This is a genomic window from Exiguobacterium sp. Leaf187 (genome assembly GCF_001423925.1).
Classification (GTDB): domain Bacteria; phylum Bacillota; class Bacilli; order Exiguobacteriales; family Exiguobacteriaceae; genus Exiguobacterium_A; species Exiguobacterium_A indicum.
On record NZ_LMPR01000009.1, the window covers coordinates 222734 to 234837 of the forward strand.

The window sequence follows — 12104 nt, forward strand, 5'->3', positions numbered from 1 at the left end:
CGAGGAAACATTACGTGCTCTCATTCTCGACGATTGCTGAAACGATGTGAACGATGTATCTGCAACTTCACCAATGAGTGATTTCATCAAAAAAGCTCACGTCTCGGAAATGGAGACGTGAGCTTTTGTATTAGAATAACTCGTTGATCGGTGTGTCACCTTCGAGCAGTGTGACGACTTGCTTCGACGCCTTGTCGTGACCGATTGCAGCTAGAATAACGCGTGCGACATCTTCACGCGGAATTTTTTTAGTTGCTTGTTCGGACGGATCCGTCGTGACGTTTCCTGTGCCGGCTTCATCTGATAGTCCGCCTGGGCGAAGAATCGTGTAGTTAAGTGACGATTCCTTCAGGACACGATCCGCGTAGCGTTTTGCAATGTAATACGGCTTCATGCTGTCGGACCATGTTTCCGGCGAATCGGCATTCAAGGCACTGACCATGATGAACTGTTTTGCATTGATTGCTTCCGCTGCTTCAATCGCTTTGACAGCACCGTCGAAATCGATCAGCATCGTCTTGTCCGCTCCTGTGTGACCGCCGGATCCTGCCGTAAAGATGACGACATCTGATCCTTGTAATGCATCGGTGATCGTCGCGACGTCCGCTTCAAGATCGAGATGGACCGGGGTATGACCTAATTTCTCAAAATCACTGAACTGGTCCTTGGAACGTAATCCTACTTTGACATCGTGCTCCGAATCCTGCAGTAAGCGAGCAGCGTGACGACCTACTTTACCATTTGCACCAATGATGAAAATCTGACTCATGTTCCATTCCTCCATTTCACGATTTGATGATTCTGTTTCAGTATGGAAAAGACGAGGGGATTCTGTAAAGAGAGACGACTTGTAGAACTGTAACCGTCATCAAAACATCTTTTTAACGCTTTTATGCATAAAATCGTCAAATTATCTTGAAATCACGTGTAAGTGTGGTAGGATAATGACTATTACCCACACCGAAAATCATTTAGGTGAAATTGTAGCAATATTCGGTGAATGGGCAACGACGAAATAGAAAGGAGAGATACGATGAGAAAGAAACCATGGCTACTGGCAGGGCTTGTTTTGACAGGCGTTGCCGCTTGGATGATCTGGAATCAACAGACGGATGCCGAAGCACATGACATCTTCGAAGACCAAAAGCTGGTCGTCGGGACGACGGGGGATTATAAGCCCTTTACATACTGGAACGAGGACCGGAATCGTTATCAAGGCTTTGATATCGATGTCATCCAAGCGTTCGCAAAAGCAGCAAATCTTGATGTGACGTTCGTCAAGGCGACATGGCCGACATTATCGGAGGATACGAAATCAGGAAAGTTTGATATCGCTGTCGGTGGCATCACGAAGAAAGTCGAGCGCGAGGTCGTCGGAGACTTTACATCGTCGTATTTCTCCTTTCAAAAAGCACCGCTCGTAAAGAAGAAAGATGTCGAACGCTTGAATTCGCTCGCTGCAATCAATGATCCAGCAGTCAAAATCGGTGTCAATCCGGGTGGAACGAACGAAGCGTTCGTGAAGAAGCATTTTCCGAAGGCAGATGTGACCGTCTTTGAGAACAACTTGGACATTCCAAAAGCCGTAAAAAGCGGACAAGTCGATGTCATGGTGACGGACGACATCGAGGCGTTGCATTACGCGACAGAACTCGATCTTGCGGTGCCGAAACTGACAGAGGCTTGGGAACCAGCCGAGATGGCGTATTTGATGAAACCGGACCAAAAACAGCTTGGAGACGTTTTCCGGGTCTGGATTGAAAGTGCAGAGGGGCAAGAACAAGTTCAAAAATTGAAGAAAAAATGGAACATCGTCTCGACACGTGAGACGGTCGGAGCAAAAGGAGCGGGAGCACATGAGTAAATGGGGATGGATCGTCGTCGGAGGTGGCGTCTTGTTTGCGAGCTTACTGACGCTATGGCAAACGGAGCAACCACGACGTGTACAAGCGAAGAACGTCTTTGCGACGAAAAAAATCATCGTCGGAACGACCGGGGACTACAAACCATTCACCTACTTGAACCGGAAGACGAACGAGTACGAAGGGTTCGATATCGAAGTGATCCGTTCATTCGCGAAGACGACCGGCATCGATGTCGAGTTCGTCCCGACGACATGGCCGACGCTATCTGCTGATCTTGCTAGCGGGAAATTCGATATGGTCGTCGGGGGTGTGACGAAAAACATCGAGCGCGAGATCATCGGCGACTTCACGTCGAGTTATCTGTCGTTCCAAAAGACACCGCTCGTCCGTAAAGAAGATGCTAAACGGCTTGCTTCGATCGAACAAATCAATCGTCCAGACGTGACGATTGGTCTAAATCCAGGGGGAACGAATGAACAGTTCGTCCGTAAGACGTTCACGAAGGCGAACATCGTCATGTATGAACAAAATCTCGACATCCCGCATGCGGTCGCATCGGGCGAAGTCGATGTCATGATCACCGATACGGTCGAGGCGATTCATTATGAAGCGCTCGACAAACGACTTGCGGCACCAAGAATTCAAGAAAAATGGATTCCGGCGGAGAAGAGCTACCTCGTCCGAGAGTCGGAAGGGGACGTCGTTGATGTCTTCAATCTGTGGATGCAATCGCACGAAGGTCAAGAAGAGATGGAGCAATTAAAAGAGAAATGGCAAGTGGCGTCATAAAGGAATCGTGCCTCCGTATAACAGGAGGAACGATTTTTTAGTAACAGGAATCTAATCAGAAAGGGCGAACAAGTAACATAGAAGCAAATCAGGAGGAATCGATATGTTGAAAAACGTGTCAGCGAGACGATGGCTCATCATGACCGTTCTTTTTGTTTGTATCACTTATGGATGGATCGTCATCGGAGATGCATGGATCAATCCTACATTGTTATTCGCAGGGGCGATTGTACTTGCGAGTGGTGCAGTGCTTTCGTTTAGTCTCGCGTTAGCGCGAGCCGTTCGATTAAAAGGAATCGGATTAACGGTGATGCTGGCGTCGCTCGTCACGACGCTCATGGTATCCGCCAGCGTCTTGTATGGTGTGTATCAGATTGTAGCATAATCGTTAAAGCTTGAATCAAGGCATCGAATCAGATGTCTTTTTTTGATTCGAGAACAGAAAAAACGGGAAAATCTTGGACATGACTTGGAATTCAGGGAAAGAAGGAATGAAGATGATTCATGTCGAGAATTTGACGAAGACGTATGATGGGAAAGATGTCGTCAAAGGCATCTCGTTCGATGTAGAGGCAGGAGAGATCTTTGCTTTTCTAGGACCGAACGGGGCTGGAAAGTCGACGACCGTCCAGATGCTGACGACGTTGATTCCAATTTCCGGTGGTCGAGCGACGATTCAGGAATTTGATGTCGTCAAACAGGAAAAACAGGTCCGATTGCAGATTGGGGTCGCCTTACAAGATACCGGCATCGATGAGGATTTGACTGGGCTTGAATTACTCGTCCTACAAGGGAAATTATTTGGATTAAGTCAGACGGAAGCAAAAACACGGGCAGAGGAATTGTTGCAGCTCGTCGGACTCGATCAAGACGGCAAGCGTCGATCTGGCACTTACTCCGGTGGGATGAAACGTCGGCTTGACCTCGCTTTGACGCTCGTCCATCAACCGACTGTTTTGTTCCTTGACGAACCAACGACAGGACTCGACCCCGCGAGCCGTGTACAAATCTGGAACGAGGTCCGACGATTAAACGAAGAGTTCGGAACAACGATCTTTTTGACGACACAGTACTTGGAAGAAGCCGATCAGCTAGCCGACCGAATCGCGATCATCAATGAGGGACAATTGATTGCGGAAGGAACGGCAGCTGAGCTGAAAGCAGCAAATGGAGAAGAGCGGATCGAATTGACGCTAGCTGAAAAAGAGAACGAACGGATCGTCTTAGAGACGTTTTCCGGTTGTCAGGAAAAAGATCGCCTCGTCATTCCTTCGCGGGGAACGGAGACATTGCGCGCGGTCGTCCGTTTTCTTGATGAACGAAAAATGGTCGCTACGTCACTGGTCGTCAAACAACCGTCACTTGATGATGTCTTCATTCGTTTGACGGGACAAGCTTATAAGGAGGAATCGTGACATGATACGTGAAACGTGGTTTTTGATGCGTCGGAGTCTCCTCGTCACGTTACGTAATCCGTTTTCCTTCATTCCGAACTTGATCATCAGTGTCTTCTTCCTGCTCGTCTACACGAGTGGTTTGTCCGGAATCTCGAATTTACCGCAGTTCGACGGCGTCGATTATTTGAACTTCATTTTGCCTGTTTCGATCGTCTCGGGTGCTGTCGGCGGAGCAGGGGGAGCGGGGCAAGCACTCGTCAAGGACATCGAGAGTGGTTATTTCGCTCGACTCTTATTGACACCGGTCTCCCGGACCGCAATCGTCCTCGGACCGATGCTTGCCGGGATGCTGCAATTATTCGTTCAAACATTACTCATCTTCGGAATGGCATTCTTGCTTGGTCTATCGATTCCAGTCGGTGTCAGTGGCTTTTTCTTGACGATCTTACTCGCGCTTGGCTTCGGTCTCGCCTTTGCCGGTTATTCGGTCGGTGTCGCTTTGAAGACACGGAATGCGCAAGCCGCGCAAGCCGGAACACTTTTGTTCTTTCCGCTGATTTTCCTGTCGACGACATTCGTGCCGAAAGACTTGATTGAAGCCGAATGGCTCAAGATTGCCGCGACGATCAATCCGACGACCTATATCATGGAAGGCATGCGTAGTGTACTGACTCATCCGGAAATTGATTGGTCGGTCTACTGGCAAGGTTTGATCGTCGCTGCTGTTCTCAGTATTGCGATGGTGATCTTTGCTGCGTTGAACGCACGTGGGGCATTGAAAAAGTAAAAAATGGACTCGTTTTTAAGCGGGTCCATTTTATGCGGCTATCTAGTTGACTGTCTTATTTCAAATCGCGTTTTTCTTCCTCTTCTTTCGACGATTTACTTTTTGCGTCGAACTCAGAACGTGTCATGACATCTTCGACATGCATGTTGATTTCGATGACATCGAGTCCTGTCATATCATGGACTGATTTTTTGATTTTCGTTACAGCGTCTTGGAAGATGGACGGGATGTTTTTGCCGTACTCGACGATGACTTTTAAGTCGAGTGCGACTTGTCGTTCGCCGACTTCCGCGTCGATGCCTTTTGTGATATCTTCCGTGCTCCGGAAACGATCTGTCAATCCACTCATGAAGCCACCACTCATTGAGAGGATGCCTTTGACATCATTTGATGCGATACCGGCGATTTTCTTAATGACTTGATCTTCGAATGTGAGTTTATTTTCGCGTACTACTTGGTTTTCGTTTTGTTTAGTGTTGATTTCGTTAGCCATGAGAAATCTCTCCTTTTAGTGTGAGTTGAATGATTTTTTATTTTCTGTATGCTCAATCCCGTTGAAAGAACTGAATCCATCCTTCGACATCGAGCGCGTTATCCCGCCACTGACCGATCAAGTAACCGATTGTTGCGAATACGATGATCAACAACGTCGGTCCAAAACCGATCGTCAAGAACAAGGTGGCGAGGATCAGTCCGACTAGCCCGCCGAGTAGACGGTAGCGATACGGACGAAGTGCTTCGCTCGTTTTCATGATCTTCCTCCTCTCGTATCTTAGACGACGCGTTCAGACGTTTTTGTCTTCGTGTCACTGATCCGGACGCGTGTTTTTGTGACAGGTAGTTCAAGCAACGATTCGACCGCGTTCTTGGCGCGTTCTTGAATGTCTTTTCCGATTGTCGGCAAGCCTTCTTGACCGAAGACGGAACAGTCGACTTCTAACGCGACGGTCTCTTTTTTCGAGTGAATGTCTGCGTTGACGCGTGGCGAACGTACGCCGTTGATACCGCGAATCGACTCGAGTGCCGTTCGTTCGATCGTTTGCTTTGAGATCGTGATATTCCCGTCACCCGTTTGAATCAGGAGACGTTGTCCTTTTGAACGACTGAGTAGTCCAGTGAATAATAGAATGACAAATACGAATGCTAGGAAGCCACCAAGTGATAAAATCGTGTAGCTATACCATTGTTGATCTTGCCACTGTTCAATCAAAGGACTGAGTCGTGGAACATCATAGACGCCGAGTACAAGAAGACCGACGCTGACTAAACCGAGAATGCCGATCAGGACGAGTAGGAAACGATTGAATCCGTTCATGTTACATCTCTCCTTTCTGCCGTTAAATTGTTTTAACGTGATTGTTCTACACATGAAATATTATGTGTATGGTGAGAATATTCCCGCTCAAACGAACTCGAAACATGAAAATGCACTTAGAATAAAAAGACTATTTATTCTGAAAATTTATCTATTTATTAGAAAAATAGTAGATAAAATACGGCTTTATGCATTGAAATCAAGAATGTTACGACGTCTTAAGGGTTTAAGCGTTCGCGAAAAATATCTATCATGAATATTATTCAATGTCAATATAGAAAATCATCTCCATCAAAAAACTCCTCTCATGCGGTTATGAGAGGAGAGACAGACGTTTATTTTTCGATTTTCGGTACTTTTACGATGTAATAGACCGTACTTAAGATCAAGAAAGCGACTCCGATTAAGATCGAGACGCGTGTCTCATCGTTGAACAACATCCCGACGAGCACTGTCACTAGCGCGACGATTGATAGATAGTTCGTCACCGGCGCACCGGGCATCTTGAACGGATGTGAGGCTGTCCGTTCACTTTCGAGTTTACGATACCGGATATGACTGATTAAAATCGCGAACCACGGTACCATCCCTGGTAGTACCGAAGCACTGTAGACATACACGAAGATGTTCGTATCCTTCCCGAGAACGAGTGGCAAGGTGATATCAAGAATGACACCGAAGAAAATCCCAATTGAAATCGCGAAGACCGTGTAGAATGGAATGCCGCGTTTGTTGACCTTTAAGAAGAAGGACGGCACTTGTCCTTTTTCAGCCAATGCATAGATCATCCGGCTTGCGCTGAAGATTCCGGAGTTACAACCGGATAAAGCGGCTGTGATGACGACGAAGTTGATGATACCGGCAGCAATCGTGACACCGACCTTGGCGAATGTCGCAACGAACGGACTGCCGAGATCCGACAACTCATTCCATGGATACACCGTAACGATGATGAAGATGGATCCGACGTAGAAAATCAAAATTCGCCAGACGACACCATTGATTGCCTTCGTAATGTTCTTCTCTGGATCTTTCGTTTCTCCAGCTGTCACGCCGATCAACTCAACACCGATGTAAGAGGCGAAGACGATCGAGAGCGCAAAGAAGAAGCCGGTGAAACCATTCGTGAAGAATCCACCGTTCGCCCAAAGATTCGAGAAGCCGACCGGGTTTCCGTCATTCCCTAGACCAAAGAAGATGATGCCGAATCCGGCGACGATCATCAGAAGAATCGTTATTACCTTGATTGAGGCGAACCAGAACTCGAGTTCACCGAACATCTTGACGGAAGCGAGGTTCGCGAGCGTCAAGAGAATGATGACGACGACGCCTGGAATCCAAGTCGGTAGTTCCGGCCACCAAAAGCGTAAGTATGTCCCGACAGCGATGACTTCACTCATCCCGACGACGACCCAGTTGAAGATATTACTGCTTGCTGTCAAGAAACCAGCTGCTGGATGGATATAGTCGTTTGCGAACTTTGCGTACGAACCACTGTGAGGATGGGTGTAGACCATCTCACCAAGTGCCCGCATGATGAAAAAGATAAAGACTCCTGCTAGCATGTACGCGAGTAAGACGGATGGTCCCGTCCAAGCAATCGTACTCGATGCTCCAAGGAAAAGACCGACCCCGATCGTTCCTCCGAGTGCAATCATTTGTACCTGTCGTGCTGTTAAATCTCGTTTCAAATTCGAACTCATCATTTCCCCCAAAAAAATTCTGTGACGTCATAATGTTCAGACAATTTGTCCGAATAACTATAACGCTGAGTATACTATCCTCAGATAGAACTCGCTAGTCTTTTTGAAAATTTGGGTTAGAGGTTTTCAAAAGTAAAAAGATTATGAAACAACTGTGTAATGGCTTTCATTTGCCTGCTAAGAGAGAGACAAGTCGCTGACCGAGTCTCCCGAAATATAGGTGTTCCGAGGTCGCTAGTACGATCAAGTCATTACGCATTGTAAGGTCACCTGACAGGGTATTTCCCTGTTCTGTCATGAATCGAATCGAACGAACACTTTCAAAGAGCGTACCTTTCCGTTCGAGTAAATGTGCTTCATCAGAATTTGCGGCAAGCAGAAAATCGTCGTACCGAGCGAACTGAGAAAAGGCGATCGTAGGTGCCTCACAGACGAGATCTTCCTCTTGATCGATACGAATGAAACGGTAATCAGAGTAGTAGAAGAACCAGATTTCTTTTGATGAACAGACGTTTAAGGCGTAACAATCATCAATCGGGTATTGACGGTTTTTATATTTTACTTCGCCCGTATCGTCAAAAGCGACGAGACCAAAGGCACCATTTGAACTGGTTACGGCGTCAGCATAGACACCTTCGTCAAAATAACTGACCCAAATCCACCCTCGTTCATCGATTTGCATGTTTTGAATCCCATCATCTAAACAAAATTGATTGACTAGATTTCCCTGAACATCATAAATAAAGGCATTCGGCAACCACGTTCCGTCTACGTCATCATCGCAACGGGAAGCGACGAGTAACAAACGTCCATCCGGAAATCGATCGACGAGCGAAAAATCAATTTCGCTTTTTTTAACGATCGTCGTCTTACGCCAATCATCCTTCAATTGATGAATGGAAAGGACGTGTTCATTGCGTGCTTCGTCGAGGGTTTCTTCGACGATTAAAATATGTCCGTCGACGGTGATCCCGGTCGCGACAGGATGACCCGCCCGATAGGATGCAGTCAAACGACGTAACGGAAAATGAGCAAGTGGGGATGTGAGCATGGCAGGACCTCCTGTTTGTTTAAAAAAACAGTCCGTCGTCAGACAGACTGCTAGTTGTTCAAACCGTTCGTTGACGGCGTTTGTAGATGACATAGAAGATGATCAAGACGACGGCAGCGATTAGGACACCGTTCGTGTACGGTGCAGCCACTTCCTTGATCGAGCGCCAGTTCGTTCCGAGCGTTTCACCAAGATACAGGAACAAGATCGACCACGGAATGATCGCAAGCACCGTATAAAGAGAAAACTTCGTTTGATCCATCTTGGCAAGACCTGCCGGAATCGAGATGGCATGACGGACGACCGGGATGAAACGGGCTCCAAAGATGACGCCTTGTCCGTACTTTAAGAACCAACGCTCGGCTAGATCGAGATGATGTTCTGAAATCAAAACATACTTCCCGTATTTCAGGATAAGGGGACGACCGCCGTAGCGAGCGAACCAATATAAGAATAATTGCGAGAATAATCCACCGATGACGGCAGCGACGATAGCAAGCGGCCAGCCGATCGTTCCTTGGGAAATCATGAATCCACCGTAAGAGAGGACGATTTCACTCGGTATGATTTCAATCATCAACCCGAGGGCGATGCCGAAATATCCGAGATCGGCAAGCGAAAGCAAAATCTGGTTGACGACTTGAGATAACACGTTAGACAACTCCTTTGTATCAGTTCATTCCTTTATTTTAGAGAACCGAGGACGAAATGAAAAGGAAAAAAACGGAGACAATTTAAAAGACGGATCCGCGATGACAGCGAATCCGTCTTGTTTTTATAATACAACCGCAGCGATCGTACCGAAGATGAGTAATGGAATGTTGTAGTGCAGGAACGTCGGAATGACCGTTTCTCGCATGTGATCATGCTGACCATCAGCATTCAAACCACTCGTTGGTCCGAGTGTCGAGTCAGACGCCGGGCTACCTGCGTCACCGAGAGCACCGGATGTACCGATGATAGCAATCGTCGCTTCTAAGCTGAATCCGTACTGGATACATAGTGGAACGAAGATGGCAGCGATGATCGGAACGGTTGAGAAACTCGAGCCGATACCCATCGTGACGAGAAGGCCAATCAAGAGCATGACGAAGGCGGCAACGAGTTGCGAATCGCCCATCAACGCTTTCGAGTTCTCGACGAGAGGCTCGATATCGCCCGTCTTACGCAAGACGTTTGAGAATCCGTTCGCTGAAATCATGACGAAACCGATGAATGACATCATGCGCATACCGCGTGTAATGACGTCATCTGCTTCACTGAAGCGAACAAGACGAAGTAACAAGAAGAGAATCAACCCCGTCGTCGCAGCGAGAATCATTGATCCGGTCTGTAGTTGTACGATCAAGGTCGCAATGACGACGACTCCACTTAAGACAAGCTTCGTTTTCGTGATGACCGGAATTTCATAATCGTCTGGAGCGATGTCGCGAATCTCATACGTCCGCTCTTTCCGGTACGTGTACAAACCGATCAAGAGACCAACGACCATTCCGAGTGCTGGAATCGCCATTGCTTCGATGACGGAAGCTCCAGCAGTATCGAGACCATTTGCCTTCAGGTTCTTCAGCAAAATCTGATTGAGGTAAATGTCTCCGAATCCAACCGGTAAGAACATGTATGGTGTCACAAGACCGAACGTCATGATGATCGCTATCCGGCGTCGATCGATCTTAAGCTGAGAAAAGAGACCGAGCAACGGCGGAATGATGATTGGAATGAATGCGATGTGGATCGGCAACACGTTTTGTGAACTGATCGCAAGCAAGAGAATCGCGAACAAGATGAATCCTTTTAATTTTTTGACGGAAGCGGCACTTGCGTTACCACGCGAACGCGCAATCAAAGAGTGCGCAAGTGCATCCGGTAAACCTGTTTTCGAGAGGGCGACGGCAAATGCACCAAGCATCGCGTAGCTAAGGGCGATTTCTGCTCCGTCACCAAGACCACCGGAGAATGCTTTTGTCGTCGCAGTCAGGTCAAGACCACCGACGAGACCACCAGCAAACGAACTGATGACCATCGCGAGCACGATGTGGACGCGGAAGATCGCTAAAATAAATAGTAAAAAGACGGCAAACAATACGGCGTTTATCATTCAGTAAAACCACACTTTCTTTTGTTATCACTGTACTATACTAAAGTATCTTACAGCCATGTTGGAATGCTGTCAAGAGTAAAAGTCTGACCTCGTAATCGAAAGATGAATGATACGCTTTTTAGCTCTCCACAAGAAGTTACATTCTGTTATACCCCGAAGCATGAAGTGAGAAGCGTTTTGAACACTGAAAATGACTCATACGAAAAACGTGCCATCCTTCTCCGTTACGAGAAAATATGGCACGTTATTTTTAAATTAAGACGGAGTAGAATATCCGAATCTATTTGCGTTTCTTCTATAGAGAGTGATCAGCAATCGACGACGTCGAGCTTACCAGTACCCGGATCGATGACGAGTCCGTGGACGTTCGTTCCTGGCGGTAGTAATGGATGGTTCTTCACGAGGCTGACCGAGTGAGCGACGCTTTCTTGAACTGACGTGAAACCACGCAACCATTGATTCAAATCAACGCCAGATACTTCGAGCGTGTGAAGAATCTGTTGGTCGATGCCCCGATCCTTCATCTCGTTGATCATGTGGTTAGGATCAATCGTGCTCATGCCGCAGTCGTGGTGACCGATGACGACGACTTCTTCAGCACCAAGAGCATACAATGCGACGAGAATCGAGCGCATGACGGAACCGAATGGGTGCGATAGGATAGCACCGGCATTTTTGATGATCTTCGCATCCCCGTTCTTAAGACCAAGTGCGTGTGGGAGGAGCTCCGTCAATCGGGCATCCATACACGTCAGGATGACGACCTTTTTGTCCGGGAACTTATCCGAGACGAACTGCTCATACTGTTTTTCGGCGACGAATCGCTCGTTGAAGGCTAGCATTTCCTGTACAACTGACATTCAAGTGTCCTCCTTTAGTGGTAGCTCTTAATATGTACCCCATATCAGAATACAAGATGATGAAACGGCTATCAAGTCACGAAAATGCGAGGTGTGACAAATCGCACACATCTATGTACATGAAGCAAAACGATGAAAAAGAAGAACTCACAACAGTTGTAAACGCTATCAAAGGTGTGATGGAATTCACAGGATGGTCATGCACAAAACAGGAAAAAGGGGTTATGATTGATTTG

The 12104-nt window shown here is 47.2% G+C and carries 14 protein-coding genes; 5 read left to right on the plus strand and 9 right to left on the minus strand.

Going from position 1 to position 12104, the window contains the following annotated elements; translation table 11 throughout:
- Positions 1-130: 130 nt before the first annotated feature.
- Positions 131-769 (minus strand): SDR family oxidoreductase, encoded by a 639-nt coding sequence (locus tag ASF99_RS05040; protein WP_055967350.1) that lies wholly within the window; start codon positions 767-769, stop codon positions 131-133.
- A gap of 264 nt (positions 770-1033) precedes the next feature.
- On the opposite strand from ASF99_RS05040, the gene ASF99_RS05045 reads away from it, so the two are divergent.
- The 5 genes from ASF99_RS05045 to ASF99_RS05065 all read left to right on the plus strand — a co-directional run bounded on the left by ASF99_RS05045 (position 1034) and on the right by ASF99_RS05065 (position 4838).
- Positions 1034-1864, plus strand: coding sequence for a transporter substrate-binding domain-containing protein (locus ASF99_RS05045; protein WP_055967353.1), 831 nt, complete (start codon positions 1034-1036; stop codon positions 1862-1864).
- Positions 1857-2654: a transporter substrate-binding domain-containing protein gene (locus tag ASF99_RS05050; protein ID WP_055967356.1), complete on the plus strand. Its 798-nt coding sequence runs from the start codon at positions 1857-1859 to the stop codon at positions 2652-2654. Before ASF99_RS05045 ends, ASF99_RS05050 begins: the two co-directional genes overlap by 8 nt.
- 103 nt (positions 2655-2757) lie before the next feature.
- On the plus strand, positions 2758-3039 hold the full coding sequence (locus tag ASF99_RS05055; protein WP_055967358.1) for a hypothetical protein: 282 nt from the start codon (positions 2758-2760) through the stop codon (positions 3037-3039).
- 79 nt (positions 3040-3118) lie between these two features.
- Positions 3119-4069: an ATP-binding cassette domain-containing protein gene (locus ASF99_RS05060; protein ID WP_235515867.1), complete on the plus strand. Its 951-nt coding sequence runs from the start codon at positions 3119-3121 to the stop codon at positions 4067-4069.
- A gap of 1 nt (position 4070) precedes the next feature.
- Positions 4071-4838: an ABC transporter permease gene (locus tag ASF99_RS05065; RefSeq protein WP_055967361.1), complete on the plus strand. Its 768-nt coding sequence runs from the start codon at positions 4071-4073 to the stop codon at positions 4836-4838.
- Between the two features lie 55 nt (positions 4839-4893).
- On the opposite strand, the gene ASF99_RS05070 is transcribed toward ASF99_RS05065, so the two are convergent.
- The 8 genes from ASF99_RS05070 to ASF99_RS05105 all read right to left on the minus strand — a co-directional run bounded on the left by ASF99_RS05070 (position 4894) and on the right by ASF99_RS05105 (position 11868).
- The gene (locus ASF99_RS05070; RefSeq protein ID WP_055967364.1) at positions 4894-5331 is read right to left on the minus strand and encodes an Asp23/Gls24 family envelope stress response protein; all 438 of its coding nucleotides are present in this window, start codon (positions 5329-5331) and stop codon (positions 4894-4896) included.
- A 52-nt stretch (positions 5332-5383) separates the two neighbouring features.
- Positions 5384-5590: a DUF2273 domain-containing protein gene (locus ASF99_RS05075; RefSeq protein ID WP_023467890.1), complete on the minus strand. Its 207-nt coding sequence runs from the start codon at positions 5588-5590 to the stop codon at positions 5384-5386.
- 20 nt (positions 5591-5610) lie between these two features.
- Positions 5611-6153, minus strand: a complete 543-nt coding sequence (gene amaP, locus ASF99_RS05080; protein WP_023467891.1) for an alkaline shock response membrane anchor protein AmaP — start codon at positions 6151-6153, stop codon at positions 5611-5613.
- Between the two features lie 335 nt (positions 6154-6488).
- On the minus strand, positions 6489-7859 hold the full coding sequence (locus tag ASF99_RS05085) for an amino acid permease (RefSeq protein WP_035397971.1): 1371 nt from the start codon (positions 7857-7859) through the stop codon (positions 6489-6491).
- A gap of 163 nt (positions 7860-8022) precedes the next feature.
- Positions 8023-8907 carry a hypothetical protein gene (locus ASF99_RS05090; protein ID WP_055967366.1) on the minus strand — a complete coding sequence of 295 codons (885 nt, stop codon included), beginning with the start codon at positions 8905-8907 and terminating at the stop codon, positions 8023-8025.
- A gap of 58 nt (positions 8908-8965) precedes the next feature.
- Complete coding sequence (locus tag ASF99_RS05095) at positions 8966-9559, minus strand: DedA family protein (protein WP_023467894.1); 594 nt, start codon at positions 9557-9559, stop codon at positions 8966-8968.
- Positions 9560-9682: 123 nt separating this feature from the next.
- Positions 9683-11002 (minus strand): Na+/H+ antiporter family protein, encoded by a 1320-nt coding sequence (locus ASF99_RS05100; RefSeq protein ID WP_035398635.1) that lies wholly within the window; start codon positions 11000-11002, stop codon positions 9683-9685.
- Between the two features lie 314 nt (positions 11003-11316).
- On the minus strand, positions 11317-11868 hold the full coding sequence (locus tag ASF99_RS05105) for a beta-class carbonic anhydrase (protein WP_035397969.1): 552 nt from the start codon (positions 11866-11868) through the stop codon (positions 11317-11319).
- Positions 11869-12104 lie beyond the last annotated feature (236 nt).

Coding starts and splice junctions, on each gene's coding strand:
- ASF99_RS05040 (WP_055967350.1), bottom strand. CDS start 769: ATGAGTCAGATTTTCATCATTGGTGCAAATGGTAAAGTAGGTCGTCAC.
- ASF99_RS05085 (WP_035397971.1), bottom strand. CDS start 7,859: ATGATGAGTTCGAATTTGAAACGAGATTTAACAGCACGACAGGTACAA.
- ASF99_RS05065 (WP_055967361.1), top strand. CDS start 4,071: ATGATACGTGAAACGTGGTTTTTGATGCGTCGGAGTCTCCTCGTCACG.
- ASF99_RS05090 (WP_055967366.1), bottom strand. CDS start 8,907: ATGCTCACATCCCCACTTGCTCATTTTCCGTTACGTCGTTTGACTGCA.
- ASF99_RS05050 (WP_055967356.1), top strand. CDS start 1,857: ATGAGTAAATGGGGATGGATCGTCGTCGGAGGTGGCGTCTTGTTTGCG.
- ASF99_RS05075 (WP_023467890.1), bottom strand. CDS start 5,590: ATGAAAACGAGCGAAGCACTTCGTCCGTATCGCTACCGTCTACTCGGC.
- ASF99_RS05070 (WP_055967364.1), bottom strand. CDS start 5,331: ATGGCTAACGAAATCAACACTAAACAAAACGAAAACCAAGTAGTACGC.
- ASF99_RS05045 (WP_055967353.1), top strand. CDS start 1,034: ATGAGAAAGAAACCATGGCTACTGGCAGGGCTTGTTTTGACAGGCGTT.
- ASF99_RS05060 (WP_235515867.1), top strand. CDS start 3,119: ATGACTTGGAATTCAGGGAAAGAAGGAATGAAGATGATTCATGTCGAG.
- amaP (WP_023467891.1), bottom strand. CDS start 6,153: ATGAACGGATTCAATCGTTTCCTACTCGTCCTGATCGGCATTCTCGGT.
- ASF99_RS05055 (WP_055967358.1), top strand. CDS start 2,758: ATGTTGAAAAACGTGTCAGCGAGACGATGGCTCATCATGACCGTTCTT.
- ASF99_RS05105 (WP_035397969.1), bottom strand. CDS start 11,868: ATGTCAGTTGTACAGGAAATGCTAGCCTTCAACGAGCGATTCGTCGCC.